General features: G+C 68.4%; 15 protein-coding genes. 9 read left to right on the forward strand and 6 right to left on the reverse strand.

The window, feature by feature from the left end:
- Window positions 1-9 precede the first annotated feature (9 nt).
- Window positions 10-204 carry a hypothetical protein gene (locus RM543_RS04150; protein ID WP_311689623.1) on the forward strand — a complete coding sequence of 65 codons (195 nt, stop codon included), beginning with the start codon at window positions 10-12 and terminating at the stop codon, window positions 202-204.
- A 67-nt stretch (window positions 205-271) separates the two neighbouring features.
- Here RM543_RS04150 and RM543_RS04155 read toward each other — a convergent pair whose 3' ends face one another.
- The gene (locus tag RM543_RS04155) at window positions 272-1,141 is read right to left on the reverse strand and encodes a branched-chain amino acid aminotransferase (protein WP_311689624.1); all 870 of its coding nucleotides are present in this window, start codon (window positions 1,139-1,141) and stop codon (window positions 272-274) included.
- 137 nt (window positions 1,142-1,278) lie between these two features.
- Here RM543_RS04155 and RM543_RS04160 point away from each other — a divergent pair, with 137 nt between their 5' ends.
- The 6 genes from RM543_RS04160 (at window position 1,279) to RM543_RS04185 (ending at window position 8,947) form a co-directional block, all read left to right on the forward strand.
- Window positions 1,279-1,809: a MarR family winged helix-turn-helix transcriptional regulator gene (locus RM543_RS04160; RefSeq protein ID WP_370454186.1), complete on the forward strand. Its 531-nt coding sequence runs from the start codon at window positions 1,279-1,281 to the stop codon at window positions 1,807-1,809.
- Window positions 1,810-1,811: 2 nt separating this feature from the next.
- Window positions 1,812-2,516: a response regulator gene (locus RM543_RS04165; RefSeq protein ID WP_311689625.1), complete on the forward strand. Its 705-nt coding sequence runs from the start codon at window positions 1,812-1,814 to the stop codon at window positions 2,514-2,516.
- A gap of 136 nt (window positions 2,517-2,652) precedes the next feature.
- Window positions 2,653-6,108 carry a chromosome segregation SMC family protein gene (locus RM543_RS04170; RefSeq protein ID WP_311689626.1) on the forward strand — a complete coding sequence of 1,152 codons (3,456 nt, stop codon included), beginning with the start codon at window positions 2,653-2,655 and terminating at the stop codon, window positions 6,106-6,108.
- Window positions 6,109-6,203: 95 nt separating this feature from the next.
- On the forward strand, window positions 6,204-6,875 hold the full coding sequence (locus RM543_RS04175) for a potassium channel family protein (RefSeq protein WP_311689627.1): 672 nt from the start codon (window positions 6,204-6,206) through the stop codon (window positions 6,873-6,875).
- A 3-nt stretch (window positions 6,876-6,878) separates the two neighbouring features.
- The gene (locus RM543_RS04180; protein ID WP_311689628.1) at window positions 6,879-8,228 is read left to right on the forward strand and encodes a TrkH family potassium uptake protein; all 1,350 of its coding nucleotides are present in this window, start codon (window positions 6,879-6,881) and stop codon (window positions 8,226-8,228) included.
- 221 nt (window positions 8,229-8,449) lie between these two features.
- Window positions 8,450-8,947 carry a thermonuclease family protein gene (locus tag RM543_RS04185; RefSeq protein ID WP_311689629.1) on the forward strand — a complete coding sequence of 166 codons (498 nt, stop codon included), beginning with the start codon at window positions 8,450-8,452 and terminating at the stop codon, window positions 8,945-8,947.
- Here RM543_RS04185 and RM543_RS04190 read toward each other — a convergent pair.
- Window positions 8,941-13,692: a translocation/assembly module TamB domain-containing protein gene (locus tag RM543_RS04190; protein ID WP_311689630.1), complete on the reverse strand. Its 4,752-nt coding sequence runs from the start codon at window positions 13,690-13,692 to the stop codon at window positions 8,941-8,943. The genes RM543_RS04185 and RM543_RS04190 overlap by 7 nt on opposite strands.
- The gene (locus RM543_RS04195; protein WP_311689631.1) at window positions 13,692-15,506 is read right to left on the reverse strand and encodes an autotransporter assembly complex protein TamA; all 1,815 of its coding nucleotides are present in this window, start codon (window positions 15,504-15,506) and stop codon (window positions 13,692-13,694) included. Before RM543_RS04195 ends, RM543_RS04190 begins: the two co-directional genes overlap by 1 nt.
- A gap of 202 nt (window positions 15,507-15,708) precedes the next feature.
- Between RM543_RS04195 and parA the strand changes: the two genes are divergently transcribed.
- Complete coding sequence (gene parA, locus RM543_RS04200; protein WP_311689632.1) at window positions 15,709-16,347, forward strand: ParA family partition ATPase; 639 nt, start codon at window positions 15,709-15,711, stop codon at window positions 16,345-16,347.
- A gap of 36 nt (window positions 16,348-16,383) precedes the next feature.
- Here the strand turns inward: parA and RM543_RS04205 are convergent, their stop codons facing one another.
- From RM543_RS04205 to ettA, 3 genes are all read right to left on the reverse strand, one after another.
- A complete protein-coding gene (locus RM543_RS04205) occupies window positions 16,384-16,590 on the reverse strand; it encodes a cold-shock protein (protein WP_116085725.1) in 207 nt (68 codons plus the stop codon).
- Between the two features lie 347 nt (window positions 16,591-16,937).
- Window positions 16,938-17,834, reverse strand: a complete 897-nt coding sequence (locus RM543_RS04210) for a hypothetical protein (RefSeq protein ID WP_311689633.1) — start codon at window positions 17,832-17,834, stop codon at window positions 16,938-16,940.
- A 347-nt stretch (window positions 17,835-18,181) separates the two neighbouring features.
- Window positions 18,182-19,837, reverse strand: coding sequence for an energy-dependent translational throttle protein EttA (gene ettA, locus RM543_RS04215; RefSeq protein ID WP_311689634.1), 1,656 nt, complete (start codon window positions 19,835-19,837; stop codon window positions 18,182-18,184).
- A gap of 112 nt (window positions 19,838-19,949) precedes the next feature.
- Here ettA and RM543_RS04220 point away from each other — a divergent pair, with 112 nt between their 5' ends.
- Window positions 19,950-20,546 carry a nicotinate-nucleotide adenylyltransferase gene (locus RM543_RS04220; RefSeq protein WP_432280426.1) on the forward strand — a complete coding sequence of 199 codons (597 nt, stop codon included), beginning with the start codon at window positions 19,950-19,952 and terminating at the stop codon, window positions 20,544-20,546.
- Window positions 20,547-20,600: the final 54 nt, after the last annotated feature.

Genomic DNA, 20,600 nt, shown 5'->3' on the forward strand with positions numbered 1-20,600 from the left:
GATGCCGGAATGACACGCCATATCGTCGACAGAACGCATCGCGCGAGGAGTGGCCAGCCGCTCACGCCCTTTGCCGCAGCGGGAAAGCGGCTCGCGCCCGAGGGATCCCATCCCAACGTGCTGGGCGTCATCCGGCGCCCAAGGGTGCGGAACGCGGCGCGCGTTGCGCGGTATGCCGATATCGAGCGGGGACGGCAGGCCTAGGCGCGCCGTCCGTCGGTATCGGGAAGGAGGGGCAAGCGCCGCGTTCGCCCCCGCCCCTCGCCGGGTCTCAGGCCCGCACGAGCTGCTCGTATTCCTCCGAGATGGAGCGGGTCAGTTCGCCCACCTCGAACGTGTAGTCGCCGATCTGTCCCACGGGCGTGACCTCGGCGGCGGTGCCGGTGAGCCAGCACTGCTGGAAGTCTTCCAGCTCGGACGGTTCGATATGGCGCTCGTGGACCTTGATCCCGCGCGCCTCGAGCAGGCCGAGAACGGTCTGGCGGGTGATGCCGTTGAGGAAGCAATCGGGTTTCGGCGTATGCACCTCGCCGTCCTTGACGAAGAAGATGTTCGCGCCGGTCGCCTCGGCCACGTAGCCGCGGTAGTCCAGCATCATCGCGTCGGAGCAGCCCTTGGCCTCTGCGGCATGCTTGGACATGGTGCAGATCATGTAGAGACCCGCGGCCTTGGCCTGGCTCGGTGCCGTGGCGGGATCGGGCCGGCGCCACTTGGCGAGGTCGAGCTTGGCGCCGCGCATCTTCGCGTCGCCGTAATAGGCCCCCCATTCCCACGCGGCGACGGCCATGCGGACCGGGTTGCGCGCGGAGGCGACGCCCATGTCGGGACCCGCGCCACGCCATGCGACTGCGCGCACATAGGCGTCCCGGAGGCCGGACGAGGCGAGGACCTGCGCCTTCGCGGCCTCGATCTCATCCACGGTCCATGGGATCTCGAAGTCGATCATCTGAGCGGATGTGCGCAGGCGCTTGGAATGCTCCCGGCTCTTGAAGATGCGCCCGTTATAGGCACGCTCGCCTTCGAACACCGAGGAGGCGTAGTGCAGCGCATGGGTCAGGATATGCACGTTCGCGTCGCGCCAGGGCACAAGGTCACCGTCGAGCCAGATCATCCCGTCCCGATCGTCGTAATTGCCAGCCATCGTGCCCTCCTTCGGAAGAACCTGTCCAAAAAACGTCCGGACCGGACATTTAATTGCGTAAAAACTGAGCGGAGCTAACATTGCGATCTGGCAATGTCAACAAGGCTGACTTAAAACGGAAGCATCTGGAGGTGACGATGACCGGCGACGGAAGCGACATGAGGGACAGGCCCGGAGCGGGGCAGCGGGGCGAGACGCTCCTGTTCCTGACCGACGAGCACCTGAGAAAGGGGATCGAGGCGATGTTCTTCGCCTATCGCGGCTTCACCGCTGATCCCGACCGGATCCTCGAAAGCTACAGCTACGGACGCGCGCACCACCGGGCGCTGCATTTCGTCCACCGCTCGCCCGGAACGACCGTGAACAACCTGCTCGGCATCCTCGGCGTGACCAAGCAATCCTTGAACCGGGTGTTGCGCGCCCTCATCGATGACGGCCTCATCGAAAGCCGCGTCGGCCACACGGACAAGCGGGAGCGGCACCTCTACCTCACCGAGCGCGGCTCGGACCTCGAATCGGCCCTGTCCGACGCGCAGCGCGCCCGGATGCGCGCCGCGTTCCGCAGCGCAGGGCCCGAGGCAGTGGCGGGCTTCCGAGCTGTCCTCGAAGCGATGATGGACCCGGAGATGCGGAGGCGGTACCTGTCGCTCAGCGAAGGAGGACACTGAGCATGGAAGCCGGGACGCACCTGCTGATCGTCGATGACGACGAGCGGATCAGGGGATTGCTTCAGAAGTTCCTCGCCCGGAACGGCTTCATGGTCACCGTCGCGCGCGATGCGGCCCATGCGCGTCGCCTGCTTGCGGGCCTCGAATTCGATCTCATCGTGCTCGACGTGATGATGCCGGGGGAGGACGGGGTGTCCCTGACCGCGTCCCTGCGTGAACGTCTCGCGACCCCGATCCTTCTTCTGACCGCGAAGGGCGGAACGCAGGACCGGATCTCCGGGCTGGAAGCCGGTGCGGACGATTACCTCGGCAAGCCGTTCGAGCCGAAGGAACTCCTGCTCCGGATCAACGCGATCCTCCGCCGTGTTCCGCCCGAACAGGCGCCGTCGCAGGGGCCGAAGGTGCTGCATCTCGGTCCGGTGCGCTACGATGTGGAGCGGGGCGAGATGTGGCGCGGAACCGTCCCCATCCGGCTGACCGCGACCGAGACGACGCTCATGCGGATCTTCGCCGCCCATGCGGGGGAGCCCCTGACCCGCAGCCAGCTTGTCGAGGATCCGGGCCGGGACAGTGACAGGGACGGGGCGCAGGAGCGGGCGGTGGACGTCCAGATCACGCGTTTGAGACGCAAGATCGAGGACAACCCCAAGCAGCCGCGTTACCTGCAGACGGTGCGCGGCGCTGGCTACATGCTGGCCGCCGACTAGGATCGGCCACCATCCGCCGCTTTCCCTTGCGACATCTTGTGGATAACTCGGCTGCGGCCTCCACATCAGGTGTCATCTCCTTGACATGCATCCCCCCGGAGCGGCACCCTCTCCCGATCTTTCCGGGAGCCTCCCTTTGCGATTCACGCGCCTGCGCCTCAACGGGTTCAAGAGCTTCGTCGATCCCACGGACCTCGTGATCGCCGACGGCCTGACGGGGGTCGTCGGGCCGAACGGATGCGGCAAGTCCAATCTGCTCGAAGCCCTGCGCTGGGTCATGGGGGAGAACCGTCCGACGGCCATGCGCGGCGGCGGGATGGAGGATGTGATCTTCGCCGGTGCCGCGACGCGCGGGGCCCGGAATTTCGCCGAGGTCTCGCTCCATATCGACAACACGGAGCGCCTCGCGCCGTCCGGCTTCAACGAGGCCGACGAGCTCGACATCGTCCGCCGGATCACCCGCGACGCCGGCTCCGCCTACAAGGCCGCGGGCCGGGACGTGCGCGCGCGGGACGTGCAGATGCTGTTCGCGGACGCCTCCACCGGCTCCCACTCCCCGGCGCTCGTGCGGCAGGGGCAGATCTCGGAGCTGATCAACGCCCGCCCGAAGGCGCGGCGGCGTATCCTCGAGGAGGCGGCGGGGATCTCCGGGCTCTACCAGCGGCGTCACGAGGCGGAGCTGAAGCTCAGCGGTGCGGAGCAGAACCTGTCCCGCGTGGACGACGTGATCGAGCAGCTGGCCTCCCAGCTTTCGACCCTTGCGCGGCAGGCGAGACAGGCGGCGCGGTACCGCTCCATCGGCGGCGACCTGCGCCGGGCCGAAGGCTTGCTGCTGTTCCGGCGCTGGCGCGAAGCGGCCGATGCCGCCGCCCGCGCCGCCGAAGAGCTGACCCTCCAGAGGCAGGACGCCGCCGCCGCGGAGACGGCTGTCACGGCCTCCGAGGACGAGCGCCGCCGTGCGGCCGAATCGCTTCCGCCCCTGCGCGAGGAGGAGACCGTCGCGGCGGCGGTGCTTCAGCGCATCCTTGTCGATCTGGGCTCGGCGGACGAGGACGCCGCCCGCGCCCTCCGCGCCATCGAGACGTTCGAAGGGCGTCTCGAGCAGCTCGCCCGCGACCTCGCGCGGGAGGAAGAGCTGAACAGCGATGCCGGCGCCTCCCTGCACCGGCTGGAAGACGAGAAGGATCGGCTGGCAAAGGCGATGGACGGGCACGGGCCGCGGCTCGATGCGGCGCAGGAGGCGGCCCGGATCGCCTCCGAGAATCTCGGCGCCCGGGAATCGGAGCTGGCCGAGGTGACCGAGGACGTCGCCCGCCTCTCCGCGCAGCACCAGTCCGCCGAGCGATACGCGGCCGAGGCCAGGGCGTCCGCCGAACGTCACCGCCGCGAGCGTGCGAGTTCGGAGCGGGAGGCGGCCGAGGCACGCGGCAAGCTGGACGCGTTGGGCGAGGGCGTTTCCGCGGCGACCGTTGCCCTGTCGGAGGCGCAGAAAGCGGCAGGAGAGGCGGAGGACCGGATCGCGGTCTCGGACGCTGCGCTCGCGGAATGCTCCGTGAAGGAGGGGGAGGCCCGTGCGGCCCGCTCCGGCGCCGAAGGCGAGGTTCAGGCTCTCAGCGCCGAGGCAACCGCGCTCGAGCGTCTGGTCTCGCGCAAGGACGGCGAGGCCGCGGCGCTCATCGACAGCGTGACCGTCGCTCCGGGCTTCGAGGCCGCGTTCGGCGCCGCGCTCGCGGACGAGCTGCGCGCGCCCGTTCTCGATGCGGCCGGCACGGGGTGGCGCGGGCTGCCGGGGTACCCGTCGCCGCAACCTCTTCCCGCCGGGAGCGATCCGCTTTCCGCGCATGTCGAGGCGCCCGCCCTGCTGGCGCGCCGCCTCGCCCAGATCGGGCTCGTCGAGGATGCGGAGACAGGGACCCGGATGCAGGCGGACCTCGCGCCCGGCCAGCGCCTCGTGACCCTGGCCGGCGATCTCTTTCGCTGGGACGGCTACGGCGCGCTTTCGGCCGATGCCCCCTCCGCCGCCGCGATCCGGCTCCAGCAGGTCAACCGGCTGAGGAGCCTCACGGCCGAATTGGAGACCCTGACGTCCCGCGCCGAGGATCTCGCCGCCACCCATGAGGCGCTGCAATCCGAGCACACGCGCCTGGCTGAGGACGACAAGCTCGCCCGCCGGGCCCGCCGCGAGGCCGATGCCCGCGTGGCCGACGCCTCCCGCGCCGCGAGCCGGGCTGAGAACGAGCGCGCCATGGCCGCCACCCGCCTCGAAGCCGCGGAGCTTGCCGTGGAGCGCCATACCGAGGAGCTCGCCGCGTCCGAGGCGCGGCTGGAGGAGGCGGAGGCGACGCTGGCGGGGCTTCCCGATCTCGGCGCGGCCCGCGAGGGCATCGCGGATGCAAGGCATCGCGTCGAAGGGAGCCGCCGGGACATGCTCTCGGCCCGCCAGGAGGCGGATGAGCTGCGCCGGGCGGGCGAGGGGCGCCGCCGCCGCGCCGAGGCGGTGGAGCGGGAGATGGCCGACTGGTCGAAGCGCCTCCGGAATGCCGAAGCGAGCCGCGCGGACCTCGCCCGGCGCCGGGAGGAAACCGAGCGCGACCTCGCCGCCGCCCGTCCCGCGCCGCAACAGATCGCGGAGCGCCGCGCCACCCTCGAAACGGACCGCGAGAAGGCCGAAGCGCGCCGGACCGCCGCCGCGGAGGCACTTGCCGCCGCCGAGAGCGCGCATCGGGAGGCCGAGCTTGCTGCCCGCGAGGCAGAGCGGGCCGCTTCCGAAGCGCGCGAGAGGCGTGCGGCAGCCGATGCCCGCGCCGAGGCTGCCCGCGCCTCCGAGGCGGAGGCCGCGGAGCGCATCCGCGAGGCGCTGGACGTCGAGCCGGATGCGCTGCTGGACCGCCTTGGCGGGGACGCGGACGCGATCCCGCCGGCCCCCGAGATCGAGGCCGAGATCGACCGCCTCCGCCGCAGCCGGGACGCGCTCGGCGCGGTGAACCTGCGTGCCGAGGAGGATTCCCGCGCCGTGCAGGAGGAGCATGACGAGCTCGTCACCGAGAAGGCCGATCTCGAGGACGCGATCGGGACCCTGCGCACCGGTATCGCCTCCCTGAACAAGGAAGGCCGCGAGCGCCTGCTCGCCGCCTTCGAGGAGGTGAACGGCAATTTCTCCATGCTCTTCAAGCACCTCTTCGGCGGCGGCGAGGCCAAGCTGATGCTGGTCGAGTCGGACGATCCGCTGGATGCCGGCCTCGAGATCATGTGCATGCCTCCGGGCAAGAAGCTCTCCGTCCTGTCGCTGCTGTCCGGGGGCGAGCAGACCCTGACGGCGATGGCGCTGATCTTCGCCGTCTTCCTCGCCAACCCCGCTCCGATCTGCGTGCTCGACGAGGTCGATGCCCCGCTCGACGATGCCAACGTCACCCGGTTTTGCGATCTGCTCGAGGAGATGACGCGGCAGACGGACACCCGCTTTCTCATCATCACCCACCACGCCATCACCATGAGCCGCATGGACCGTCTCTTCGGCGTGACGATGCAGGAGCAGGGCGTGTCCCAGCTCGTGTCGGTGGATCTCAAGAAGGCGGAGGCGATGGTCGCCTGAGGCGGGTGCCCTGAAACGGGCCTTTCCTTGGACCCGCCTTCTGCTACATCCCGGCCGGCGAGGCGTTTCGGCCCGCGCAACGCCAGACGGAGATCATGGCAAAAGAGCGTCGCAGGAGCCGCACATTCGCGGTCATCGGGCTCGGGACTTTCGGCGCGACGATCGCCAAGGAACTCACCCGCTTCGGAAACCACGTCCTCGGGATCGACAAGGACGGCGCCGTCGTGAACCGCTACGCGGACGAGCTGGCACGGACCGTGATCGCCGATGGCGGTAACGAGGACGTCCTGCGGGAGATCGGCCTCGGGGAGTACGACGTCGCAGTCATCGCCATCGGACAGGACCTCGAGGCGTCCATCCTGTCGGCGTTGTCGGCCAAGCTGGTCGGGGTCGAGCATGTGTGGGCAAAGGCGTCGAGCCGGATGCATCACCGGATCCTGTCCAAGATCGGGGTAGAGCGGGTGATCCATGCCGAGGCCGAGATGGGCCGCCATGCCGCCCAGATGCTGAACAACCCGATGGTGGGCGACTATGTCAGCCTCGGAAATGGCTATCACGTCGTGAACGTCGTCGTGCCGGAGCGGATGGCAGGCTCGGTCCTCAGCGAGATGGACCTCGAGGACAGGTTCTCGCTGGTCCCCTTGGGCATCATGCACGGCTCCGAGATCAAGGCGCTTCAGGGTCAGCCCTGCACCCTGTCCGAAGGCGACCGGCTCATCCTGCTCGGCAAGCGCGCGAACCTGCGGGCCTTCGCCGAGACGATCTGAGCGATGCACCTTTTCCGTCGCCTGCGCAGAGGTCTCGAGCGGCTGAGGCACCTGCCTCCTCCGGCGCAGCTTGCCTCGCTCTATCTCGGGCTCATCGTCCTCGGCACGATCCTTCTCATCCTGCCGATCTCCAATACCGGAAGCGTGACGCCGCTCGACGCCGCCTTCACCTCCGTTTCGGCGGTGACGGTCACGGGGCTCGCGGTGGTCGATACCGGCTCAGACTTCACGATCGTCGGGCAGGCGATTATCGCGTGCCTGATCCAGCTCGGCGGTCTCGGTCTCATGACCTTCGCCGTCCTCGTGCTGACGTCCCTCGGCATTCCAGTGGGCTTCTCTCACCGTGTCATCCTGCGGGAGGACCTGAACCAGACCTCGCTCGGGAACCTCACGAGCCTCGTCGAGCAGATCTTCAAGATCGCGGTGGTCGTCGAACTGGGCGGGGCGCTTCTCTTGATCATCGACTTCGTGCCGCGTCTGGGACTGGCGGAGGGGATCTGGAGCGCGATCTTCACCTCCGTCTCCGCGTTCAACAATGCCGGCTTCGCGCTCTATCCCGACAGCCTCTCCGGGTGGGTGGGCGATCCACTTCTCAATATCGTGGTGCCGCTCATGTTCATCGTCTCGGGCCTCGGCTTCCTTGTCGTGGGCGAGATCGTGAACAAGCGCTCATGGCGGAAACTCTCGCTCCACAGCAAGCTGATGCTGTCCGGAACGGCCATCCTGATCCTCTGGGGAACGCTGACATTCGGCCTTCTGGAATGGAACAACCCCGGCACGCTCGGCGGGCTCGAGAGCACGTCCGACCGGCTCTGGGCCGCCTGGTTCCAGGGGGTCACGCCCCGGACGGCGGGGTTCAACACGGTGGACATCACCCAAATGCGGGAGGAGACGTCGCTTCTGACCATCGCCCTGATGCTGATCGGCGGCGGCAGCACGTCCACGGCGGGCGGCATCAAGGTGACGACCTTCGCCGTCCTCATAATCGCCACGCTCGCCTTCTTCCGGCGGCGTCAGGAGCTGACGATCTTCGGGCGTTCGATACGGGGGGAGGAGCTTCTGAAGGTTCTCGCCCTGACAATCGTGTCCATGCTCCTCGTCATGGTGTCGCTGTTTCTTCTGCTGATCTTCGAAGATGCGAGCTTCCTGGAACTGGCCTTCGAGGTGTCGTCCGCCTTCGGCACGGTCGGCCTGTCCCTCGGCGCGACGGGGGATCTGACCTGGGCCGGGAAGATCGTCATCATGGTGGTGATGTTCCTCGGCCGCGTCGGTCCGCTGACGCTCGGCTTCTTCCTCGCCACACGCACGGTGCCGCAAGTCCGTTATCCCGAGGGGCGGGTGTTCCTCGGCTGACCGGCAACGCGGCCGCCCGGACGCTGCCTCTGGGATCTGGAAGTTCGGAGCGGATCGCGGCTAGTCTCTGCCGGTACATGGTGGAAGGGTTGAGTTCTATGCTGAAGTTCCTGCTGAAGTTGTTCCGGGGGTCTCCAAAGCCGGCGCCACGGCCTCCCCTCAGGGCTCCAGAGGAACCTCGCCCTCGCAGGCCGATCCAACAGCCGGTCCCGCCCCGGAGCGTGAGCACGCCAGCGCCGTCGCCCACGGCCGCCCCCGCGGGCATCCTGGAGGGCAAATGCTACGTGATCGACGGCGATACGATCGTCATCCAGAAAAAGCGCATCCGCCTCGCCGGGATCGACGCGCCCGAGATTCAGGACCCGTGGGGCAAGAAGGCGAAGTTCGCGATGATCTCCCTGTGCAAGGGAAAGGTCATCAGGGCGGTCATCCAGGAGGGCGTGACGTACGACCGGGTCGTGGCGAAATGCTACCTCCCGGATGGAAGCGATCTGTCCGCGGAACTGGTCAAGCAGGGCCTGGCGCTCGACTGGAAGAAGTTTTCCGGCGGTGCGTACCGCCATCTCGAGCCTGACGGGATCCGGAAGAAACTCTGGCGCGTCGATGCCAAGCACCGGGGCAAGCTCTTTCCTCCGGCCGCGCAAGCCGCGGCCGCGCCGTCCTCCCGCGATAGACACGGGGGGCGGCCGGGGGGGCATGAAGCCCCCCGCCTTCAGTAATCGCGCTCGAAGAAGATGCCGAGGCTGGTCTCGCCGTCCGAGCCTGCGGACCCCTTGACCGTCACGTTGCGGCGGACGTCGATGTTGAGATTGATCTCGGTGTCGCCGTCGCTGCCCGTCGTCACGTCGGTATAGACGTTGTCCGACAGGTACTTGCCGATGCGCAACTCCGTGCCGCCGGTCTCGTCGGTGGTGAAGTCGAGATCGTCGAGACCGAGGTTCTCCCGGATCTGCCCCACGATGCCGACGCCGCCGCGCCCTGTGAGCGTGGCCACGGCATTGGCGAGTTGCGCCGCCTGGAGGGGCGACAGCTGCGTGACGTCCCGGCCGAAGAGGAACTGCGCCAGCACCTCTTCCTGCGGCAGGGAGGGGGTGGAGCTGAAGGTGATCTCGGGATCGTCCACCGGGCCTTCGACCCTGATCGTGATGGTGTATTCATCCGTTTCGGTAGAGGCGCTGAGGGCCACGTAGGGAACGAAATCCCCCTGAAGCGTGATCGCGCCCTGATCGAGGACGATGCGTTCGCCGAGGATGTCTAGGCGGCCGCGGATCAGTTCGAACCGACCGACGGGAACGATGTCGGATGTCGTCCCGCCGAGGGTCAGCTCGCCGCCGAGTTCCGCTTCGAGGCCGCGCCCGCGCACGAAGATCTGGTTGTCCGCAACGATGCGTATGTCGAGATTGAGGCCCCCGGAGCCGCCGCCCGATGCATCGTCTCCATCCGTATCGGCGTTCGGCCCGGCCAGATCGGCGCGCAGGCGGGTGATGTAGACGGGGCCCGGCTCGTTGATATGGGTGATCTCGGGAATGTCCCCGCCGAAGCCGAGGCCGCTGTCCGGGACGCGGATCTCGGTTTCGCCGAGATTCAGCCGCCCGCTGATCCCGCCGCGTCCGGCAAGCGGGCCGCTGAGTTGCAGATCGCCGCTGACGCGGGTCTCGTAAAGCTCGGGATCGCGCAGGACGTAGTTGCGGATGGTCACGGCGATATCGGCGGGCAGCCCGGCGCCGAGGCCGAGGGTGCCGTTCGCCGACAGCCGCCCGCCATCGCCGCCGCGGGCGGAGGCGTTGATCCGAGCCGTTCCGCTACCCAGATTCACCGTCGCGTTGATGTCGGTGATCGCCTGCGACAGGTTCGGCAGGAAGAAGCGCGCGCCATTGGTGCTGACAGTGCCGGCGACGGAGGCAAGCTCGAGCGGGCCGTTCAGGCCGAGGTCGAAGCTGGCCGTGCCGACGATCTGGTTGGGATCGAGCGCGGCATTGGCGAGGCCGAGGGGAATGCTGCCCGTGGCGTCCAGAGCCGCGCTGCCGAAGTCCGGTGCGATCGTGCCGTCCACCGAGGCGCGGGCCGGGCCGGGGCCGGTCACGTCGAGATCCACCGCGTACCCGCTTTGCGATTGCTGGAGATTGCCAGCGACGCGCACCGAGCCGGAAAGACCGGGCGCGAGGGGGGCGATGTTCGGTATCGAGACGGCAAGATCCACGTCGCTGTCCTCGGCGCCGACCACGCCCGCGACCGTGCCGGAGGTGCTGTAGGGACCGGAGAAATCCGCATCGATCCGGTAACGCTGGGTGTCCTCAACCTGCTCGACGGAGGAGGTCAGGGTCAGGGGGCCGTTGATGCCGGGAGCGATGGCGCCGACATTCGGTACCGAAACGCGCACGTCCACGTCCGTCCCGGTGGCGCCCGCAAGACCCTCGACCGAGGCTGTCGCGCCATAGGGTCCGGAGGCGTCGAGATCGACGCGGAAGCGTCCGTCCCCGTTCTCTGCCACGTCCCCGGTGACGCTGAGACCGCCCGGTATGCCGGATGCGATCGGGGAGAGGGACGGCAGGTTGAGCGCGAGGGAGACTTCGCTGCGTCCATCGCCCACGGGCCCTTCCACCGCGAAGGTGCTGTCGTAGGGGCCGGAGCCGTTCACGTCGATGGCAAAGCGGCCCTCGCCCGTCTGGGCGGCCGTGCCGGACACGCTGAGAGGGCCGGAATAATCGCCGGGCGCCAGCGGCGCGATATCGGGAAGCGCGGCGTCGAAGGCGATGGAGGTCTCGCCGCCGCCGACCGGACCCTCGACGGAAAAGACGCTGTCGTACGGGCCGGTCCCCTCGACGTCGAGGGTGAAGCGGCCGTCTGCGCCCTGCTCGGCGGTGCCGGTGACGTTCAGCGGGCCCGAGTAGGTTCCGCCCGGGACGAGCGGCTGGATATCGGGGATCGCGACGGCCCCCTCGAGCGCGGTTTCGCCGCCGCCCACGGGACCTTCGACGGCGAAGGTCGAGCCGTAGGGGCCTGCGCCGTCCACATCGACGACGATGCGGCCATCGGGGCTCTGGCGGAAGCTGCCGGTCACCTCGACGGCGCCCTCGTAGTCCATCGTCTCGGGGAGGAGGGGGGCGATCTCGGGGATGGCGACGCGGCCTTCGAGCGCGGTTCGGCCCGAACCCACCGGACCCTCGAGGTCGAACGTGCTCTCGTAGGGGCCGGACCCCTCGACGTCGACGACGAAGAGACCTTCGTCATTCTGCACCGCGGAGCCCGTGACCCGGATCGGGCCGGAAATGTCAGCGCCCGGCGCGAGGGGGGCGACATCGGGCAGGGATATCGTGCCCTCGATGTCGCTGCGCCCGTCGCCGACAGGGCCGGAAATGTCGAAGGAGCTTTGGTAGGGGCCGGAGCCCTCGACATCCACGCGCCAGCGGCCTTCGCCGGTCTCCGCGACATTGCCCGTGACGTCGAGCGGGCCGCTATAGTCCGTATCCGGCAGGTAGGGCGCGATGTCCGGCAGTGAGACGGCCAGGTCCACGTCACTCGTGCCTTCGGCGATGCGGCCGTCGATGCGCGCCGTCAGGTCGTAGGGCGCGGCCAGATCGACGGACACCTCGTAGACTTCGGGCGCGCTATTCTGAACCCGGCCCTCAAGGGTGACGGGGCCGCTGTAATCCTCGACGATGACGCCGAGATCGGCAAGCCGGGCGGTCAGGACGAGGTCGCTGTCGGTGGGGCCGAGGCGTCCTTCGCCGCTCGCCGTGATGGCCGGGCTGTCGATCGAGAAGGCGCGCAGCGTGGTGCCGCCGGTATCGCGCGCAGCGGACAGGTCGATGGAGACGGGACCATCCAGAAGCTCGTCCGCGGTCTCCTGGCCGATGCTGAGATCGGTGCCCTGAAGACTGAGTTCCGCATCGAAGATCCCGCCGAGCGCATCGACATTGCCCGACAGGGTCGCTTCGACATCGCCGGTGAGCGGACGGCCCGCGACGCCGGAAAAGCGGGAGAGATCGTCCGCGTTCAGCGCGGCATCGCCCTCGAAGAGGACCGAGCGGTTCTGGATGCGTGCGATGCCCTCGATTGCGGCGGAGTAGTTCGTGCCGATCACGTTCAGGGAGGTAAGTTCGAGCGGCTCTCCGTCCGCCCAGGTGAGGTTGACGTCGCCGCGGATGTCCTCCCCGACGGCCTCGGCCAGAGCTTCGTCCGCCGGGTCGATCCCGCCCGCCGTGAAGGTCAGGTCCGCCGTGACGGCGCGCTCGCCGCCTTCGGCGCGCGGGGCGGCGATGGTGCCGCCGCCGCCGAGCCGAAGGGTCGCGATCTCGATCTGCGGCTGGTCGATGCCCTGCGCGATGAGGTCCAGCGTCCACCGGTCGCTGACGGAGCCGTCGAAATTCGCCGTGATCTGGGCGCGATCTACACTCGTGTCGCCGCCCCCGAAGGGCAGCGTGACGGAGCCGCCATCGCTCGAGCGCAGCGCGCCTTCGAGGTCGAACGCATCGGGAAGTCCGTCCGCACCGATCGCGGCGGAGCCCTCCAGCGTGAGCGAGAGCGCGGAGATGCCCAGCTCCTCGATGACGGTACGGCCGTCGCCGGTCTGCCGCCCGCGCAGGATGAGCGCGATGTTCGAGCCGAGGAAGTCCTCGTAATCGGGCTGGACGATCTGGGTAATGTCGCCGCCGATCTCCACGTCGAACGCCCGGCCGCCATCGTCGGTGCCGTCGAGGGCGACGGTGCCGGTCACGCGGGGTTCGCCATCGGTGTCGAGGGCGATCTCTGCGGTGAAGTCATCGAGCGGACCTTCGCCCTGCACCGTCAGCTCGAGGGAGGGCGCGCCGGGGATGTTCAGCAGGTTGACCGCCAGACCGTCCGCCGCCTCGTCGACCCGCAGGTCGAGGGACAGGACCTCGGACTGCCCGTCGAAGGCGGCATCGAGTGCGATCTGTCCCTCGGGGCCGTCGAGCCGCTGGAGCGTGAGGTCCGCCTCGCCGCTGCCATCCGCGAGGGACGCGGACCCCTCGAGCGACAGGACGGCCTCCTGGCCGATGATATCCTCGCCGAGGACGGCGCGTTCGATGGAGACCTCGCCGATATTCACCGAGACGGGGAGTTCGGGCAGTGAGAAGCCGGAGGCCTGCGCGCTCGGCACGTCCACCTGGGGCTCCGTGATCGGGCGGCGCTCGACGATCAGCTCTTCGGCGGAAAGTTCGGTCACGGTGAAGCGGCCGCGCAGGAGCGCCGAGCGATTCCAGTCCAGAACGGCGTTTCTCAGCGTGAACCAAGTGCCTTCCTCGTCCGCGATCGTCAGCTCATCGATCGTGGCGCGAGAGGAGAGCGCGCCCTCGAAGCCCTCGATGCGGATCTGGCGGCCGCCGCCCGAAAGCCGGTCCTCGATGAAGCCCTGGAGCAGGCCGACATCACGGTCTTCCTGGGCGTGGGCGACGCCCGTGGCCAGAACCACGGCGGTGAGTGCTGCGAGGAATGCGCGCATCAAAATGCCTGCCCGATACCGATGTAGAACTGAACTGAAGGGGCGTCCTCGTCCGGCGTGTCGCCGACGGGCGTCGCGACATCGACGCGGATGGGTCCGATCCCCGTGGCATAGCGCAGACCGAGGCCGGCGCCGGAGATGGTCTCGCCCGAGCCGTCGGGGAATTCCTCCTCGCCGACATAGCCGGTGTCGTAGAACCCGACGATGCCGATCTTGTCCGTCACCTTGGTGCGAACCTCGGCGGACAGCGCGAGATAGGAGCGCCCGCCGATCACGGTATCGTCGATCTCGTCTGTGCCGAGGGTCTGGAACGGATGCCCTCGCACCGATCCGCCACCGCCGGCGAAGAAGAGATAATCGGGCGGCGCGCTGTCGAGGTCGGGGCCGGTGAGGGAGCCGAGCTGGGCGCGGCCCGCGAGCACGACGCGGTCCTGTGCGCCGAACCCGTAATAGGCCCGCGCGTCGACTTCCGTCAGGGCCCCGCTGTCGATCTCGCTGATGCCGACGAAGGGGGAGACGTCCGCCTTGATGTAGACACCCTCGGTCGCGTCGAGATCGGTGTCCCGGGTGTTGTAGGTCAGGCTGACGGGCAGGGAGACGAGGGAGAATTCGCGCTCGCCGAACGCATCCTCGACCTGTCCCGCGCGCACCGAGACGCCGACGGTCCCGGTCAGCCGTTCCGAGAAGATCCGCTCGAGGCCGATGCCGAAGGTCAGCGAGTCCGATTTGTAGCCGGGTTCGTCCTCGGACTCGATCGCGCCGTTGATCAGAAGGTTGGTATCGGGGGTGAAGGTCGCCGGGCGGCGGAAGAAGCCGGTCAGCGCGTAATCGATCCCGTTGTCTTCCTCGGTCGCGCCGATATTGGTCACGTCGAAGTCGAACCGGAGCCGTTCGGCCCCGCCAAGCAGGTTCCGGTGCAGCCAGAAGGTGGTGAAGGTCAGACCTTCCACAGAGGAATACTCGAGGCCGACGCCGAGGCGGCGGCGCTTCTCCTCGACCACCGCGATGTCGATGGGAAGGGAGCCGTCGGCTGCGAGGGTCTCCGCATCGGAGACGGTAATCGAGCGGAACGCTTCGGTGCGCCGAAGCCGCCTTGTAGCCTGCTCCAGCTCCTCGGGGTCGTAGATCTCGCCCTCCGGGATGCCGGCGATCGTGCGGATGCGCTCGGTGCGCACGCGCTCGTTGCCGGTGATGATCGGGCGGCCGAAGCGCAGGCGCGGGCCGGTGGAGATGCCGATCCGGGCCGAGAGGGTGTTCGCGGCGTGATTGGCGGTGATGTTCTCGGAGGCGATGTCCGCCCGCGCGAAGCCAAGATTGCGCCAGCCGTCGATTCCGGCATTCGCCGCATCGCCGATGATCGATGCGGCGGCGGGTTCGCCCACGGCGAACTCCTCCGGCAGGTCCGTCTCGGGAGAAAGGGGATCGACCCGCGTCTCGGAGAAGACGAACTGGGGGCCGGGCTGAACGTTCACCACGATCCGGCCGATCCCGGACGGTGCCGACAGGGGGGACAGATCCGCCGCCTCCCGCCCGTCGACGAAGACGTTGATGACGCCGCTGTAGTAGCCTTCGGAATAGAGCGCCGTCAGAAGACGCGCATATTCCGCCTTTGCCGCCGCGACGAGTTCGGCCGGGCCGCGCTCCTCGTCCTGGAACGCCGCGCGCAGCACGGAGGCGGCATTCAGGGCGCTCTTGAGGTCTTCATCGGAACTGCCGACTACGAGGTCGAGGTTCTGGGTGAACGCCGGACCTGCGCCTGCGGCGAGGGCGGCGGCGAGCGCCACGGGGCGCAGGAAAGCTGGGGTGCGTGTCATGTCGCGTCAACGTTTAACGACGGTCCGGGCACGGCGCCATGGCCAAGGTGACGTTGCGAACCGAGAACGGGCATAAACAAAACGTGTGTCTCGCCACGGGCGGGGCTGCGGCCCCGGCGCGAACGGCTCCTTGCGGCGTCTCTTCCTTTCGGCGAGGCTCAGTTCACGGGGATCAGACAATTCCAGCAAGGTGAGCGACAGCATGGCCGGCCGAACGATCACGCTGGCGCAGCAGAAGGGTGGCTCCGGCAAGACGACGCTGGCAGCGAACCTTGCCTGCGCCTACAGGCTGGAGGGCCGCCGCGTGGCGCTCCTCGACACCGACCCGCAGGGCAGTCTCGGCCGATGGTTCATGACCAGACGGGATGCGCTGGGGGAGGCGGACATGGAGTTCTCCACGGCTTCCGCATGGGGCGTCTCATACGAGGTGGAGAAGCTGCGTCGGGAGAACGACGTGGTGATCGTGGACACCCCGCCCAAGGTGGATGCCGATCTCCGGCCGGCCTTGCGGGAGGCGGATCTGGTGCTGGTGCCGGTTTCCGCGAGCCATCTCGATCTCTGGGCGACCGAGAGCGTGCTGGAGCTGGCGAAGCGGGAGCGTCGGACGACGCTGCTCGTTCTCAATCGCGCGGGACCGGGAACACGGCTGACGGCGACGATATCGGAAAGCCTGAAGGAGCTCGGGGCCGAGATTGCCGAGACGGTGCTCGGGAATCGCGTGGCCTATGCCGAGAGCCTCGGGCGCGGACGGGCCGCGCCGGAGGAGAAGCGTGCCGGTGCGGCGAGGGCGGAGATCGCGGCGCTCTCGACAGAGATCGCGCGCCTCATCGGCCTCGCCTGAGCGCGGAGGGCCCGAAGGCCGCCCCGCAGTCCCGGTTCAGGCCAGCGCGAGGTTGGAAGCGCTGGCGCGGCCGTCACGGCCGGATTCGATGTCGAAGGTGACCTTCTGGTCATCAGCGAGGCCCGTGAGGCCAGCGCGCTCGACAGCGGAGATGTGGACGAAGACGTCCTTGCCACCACCATCGGGGGCGATGAAGCCATAACCTTTGGTGGAATTGAACCATTTAACGGTGCCGGTGGCCATGGAGTGACCCTTCCTTGCTAGTCTCCTGCCCGCGATATTGCGGCAGGTCGGCTTCAGTCGCTTACGATCGAGGGACTGACAGCACGGGTAGCGAGGACAGTGTTCGATGCGGCGCAGCGCGTTCGCAGGTCGCATCATGCGCCAAAGAGCGCCACCGCGCAAGGGGGCATGGACAGGACCAACCCTCGCTCTCGGCGTCGTGTTTTCAAAATCGATCTGGACCGCGCCTGCTCGGGCGCGGAGGGCAAGCCTAACGCACATCCCGGCGGCCTTAAACCTCTTCTCTCGCAGGAAGACTGCGGCGGAACGCCCCGACCTGGCCGTGGCGGCGAGTGCTGCCCCGGTGGCTACTTGAGGGGACCGGCGCGGAAGCCGTCGTTGATGGCGACGCGGGAGTGCTCGTCGATGGCGACGGCACGGATGCGGGGGCCGCCCTCCTCGGGATGGTCGTCGTGGTCGCGGGGCAGGCCGACCACGGCGGAGCGGGCGGCGCCCTTGCGGCGGATCTCGCCCCGGAGGGCGTCCCGCCACCGGCATTCCCAGCGATTGCAGACATCGGCCCGCATCTCGCGGGGCAGGGCGCAGCCGGTATTCGTGTGGTAGACGCAGGAGCGCTCGATATGCGCCTCGGGCAGTCGGGAGAGGTAGTCCTGCCGGATCTCCTCCTTCCCCGCCTCGGGGTTCTGGCGGAGGTACCACTGGATCGTGCGCATGTTGATGAAGGCGTCCCGGCCGTTGCCCTGCATGCAGCAATCGCCGCGGCACGCGATGCAGGCGGCGTCGAGGGAGAGCGGATCGCCTTGCTGATGCTCCGCGCGCTGGACGAAGTCGGGATCGCCCTCCGCCTCGGTCTGAAGCCATTCCGGCGCCTCTTCCTCCCCGAGCGCCTCCGCGATGGCGCGGCCCAGATTGGTCTCGAACCGCTCCAGCTGCTCCTCCTCCTGCGGCACCTCGGTCAGGGTGATATGGGGGACGACGCCGGTCGCGATCCTGTCCAGATCCGGCTCGCCGGCCTGCGCCGCGGTCGCTTCGATGACATGGGACACGCGCGCCAGCCCCTTTGCCTCGGCCGCATCCCTTTCCTCGGCCTTGCGCTTCACCTCGGCGGAGGCCGCCTCGATCGTCGCGCGGGTCTGGCAGACGGGGTTGCCGCAGATCCCGAGCCCGGCGCGTTCGGGCGGGACGGGCTGCCCGCAAACCCTGCACCGCCCGTCGAGCCGCGCCTTCGTCCTGAAAGGATGCATCGAAATAGGGTCCGTCATCCGGAATGAATGAGGCCATCCTGACCGCTACGGAGCGCATCGGTCAAGAAGGGCGGAGACCGGGGTCGGAAGCGAAAGAGCGGGCGATCGCGGTGTGAAGACCGGTTTGGCGAGGGGGCCGCCCGCTCCGAGGCTTCGGGGTCGGGACTTATGTGTTCATGGCAAACACCTGCGGCGCCCTGTCCCGGTCGTTTTCGGCTGACGGTCTTTTCGGTCCCGGCTCCGGAGCTGGCCGCGTCATCGCGAGGCGCGCAAAATAAAGGGGCGCCCGGCTGGCGGGCGCCCCTTTCGATCCTGTGCCGCCCCGTGCCCTTTCGGGCGCGTTCGGCTCAGCGGGTGAACTTCTTGTGCTTCGAGCGGCTCGGCTGGAAGGCTTCGTCGCCGAGGCGGCGGACCTTGTCCTCCTCGTAGGCCGCGAAGTTGCCCTCGAACCACTCGACATGCCCGTCGCCTTCGAAGGCGAGCATGTGCGTGCAGAGGCGGTCGAGGAAGAAGCGGTCGTGGGAGATGATCACGGCGCAGCCCGCGAAATCCTCCAGCGCATTCTCCAGCGCTCGCAGCGTTTCCACGTCGAGGTCGTTGGTCGGCTCGTCAAGGAGCAGCACGTTGCCGCCGGCGCGCAGCAGCTTGGCCATGTGCACGCGGTTGCGTTCGCCGCCCGACAGGAGGCCGACGGGTTTCTGCTGGTCCGGCCCGCGGAAGTTGAAGGCGCCGCAATAGGCGCGGGAGTTCATCTGGGCCTCGCCGAGTTCGATGATCTCGGCGCCGCCGGAAACTTCCTCCCAGACGGTCTTCTCGGGATCGAGCGCGTCGCGGGACTGGTCGACATAGGAGAGGTCCACCGTCGGCCCGTAGGACAGCTCGCCCGAATCGGGCTCCTCCTGGCCGGTGAGCATGCGGAAGAGGGTAGATTTACCGGCGCCGTTGGGACCGATCACGCCGACGATGCCGCCCGGCGGCAGCGAGAAGGAGAGATCGTTGATCAGGACGCGGTCGCCGTAGGACTTCTGGAGGTTGTCCACCTCGATGACCTTCGAGCCGAGACGCTCGCCGTTCGGGATGATGATCTGCGCCTTGCCGACGCGCTCCCGCTCGGACTGGCCCGCCATCTGCTCATAGGCGTTGATCCGGGCCTTGGACTTGGCCTGCCGCGCCTTCGCGCCCGCCCGGATCCACTCGAGCTCGCGGTCGAGGGACTTCTGCCGGGCCTTGTCCTCGCGGGCCTCCTGCGCCAGCCGCTTGGCCTTCTGGTCGAGCCATGCGGAGTAGTTGCCCTCGTAGGGAATGCCGCGGCCCCGATCGATCTCGAGGATCCAGCCGGTGATCTCGTCGAGGAAATACCGGTCGTGGGTGACGATCAGGATCGTGCCCTTGTAGTCGACCAGGTGCTGCTGGAGCCAGGCGATGGTCTCGGCATCGAGGTGGTTGGTCGGCTCGTCGAGGAGCAGCATTTCGGGCGCTTCGAGCAGGAGCTGGCAGAGCGCGACGCGGCGCAGCTCGCCGCCCGAGAGGTTCGCCGGCATCGCATCGTCCGGCGGGCAGCGGAGCGCTTCCATCGCGATGTCGATCCGGCTGTCGAGATCCCACAGGTTCTGGCTGTCGATGGTGTCCTGAAGGGCGGACATCTCCTCGGCGGTCTCGTCCGAGTAGTTCATCGCCAGCTCGTTGTAGCGCTCGAGGATGTCCTGCTTTTCCTTCACGCCGAGCATGACGTTCTCGCGCACGGTCAGGCTGTCGTCGAGCTGCGGCTCCTGCGGCAGGTAGCCGACCCGCGCGCCCTCGGCGACCCAGGCCTCACCGGAGAAGTCCTTGTCCTGACCCGCCATGATACGCATCAGGGTGGACTTGCCCGAGCCGTTGGCGCCGACCACACCGATCTTCACGCCCGGCAGGAAGTTGAGGCGGATGTTCTCGAAGCACTTCTTGCCGCCCGGATAGGTCTTGGAGACGCCGTCCATGTGGTAGACGTACTGGTAGGTTGCCATGTGCTCGCTCGCTGACTGGTTTGGCGTCCTAGTTACGGCGCCATGGCCCCTTGTTCAACGGGCAGAGGCACGGCAGGGGGCTGGGACCTGCGCGCACAGACGGGACGACATGATGCGATACGACCTTCCTCCGGGCGCGCCGCGCGGAGCCATCGGCCTTCTGGGCGGCTCCTTCGATCCGCCCCATGCGGGCCACGTGGCCCTGACGGAGGCGGCGCTGGCGGCGTTCGGTCTGGCGCGCATCTGGTGGATGGTGAGCCCCGGCAACCCGTTGAAGGAAAACGGTCCCGCACCGATGGAGCGACGTCTCCGTGCGGCGCGCGATCTTGTCCGGCACCCGCGCGTTGTCGTGACGGATATCGAGGCGCGGACCGGAACGCGCTTCACCGCCGCAACGCTCGCGGCCCTGAGACGGCTCTACCCCCGGCAGCGCTTCGTCTGGCTGATGGGGGCGGACAACCTCGCTCAGTTTCATCGCTGGGACGACTGGAAGGGGATCATGGAAAGCGTGCCCCTGGGCATCCTTGCCCGCCCCGGATCGCGCCTCTCCGCGCTGACCTCCCCCGCTGCGCGGGCCTACCCCTCGGCGCGGATACCGGCCGCGCAGTCCCTCACGCTCGCACGGGCGGAGGCGCCCGCTTGGTGCTTCGTGAACATGCCGCTGTCCCCGGCCTCCTCGACGGCAATACGTGCAAGCGGAGACTGGTGAGGGTCGGGCACGCCCGGCTCCTCCGTCCCGTCCCGCCCTTCGACTGGCGCTGAG

Source organism: Tropicimonas omnivorans, assembly GCF_031846565.1.
GTDB lineage: Bacteria > Pseudomonadota > Alphaproteobacteria > Rhodobacterales > Rhodobacteraceae > Tropicimonas_B > Tropicimonas_B omnivorans.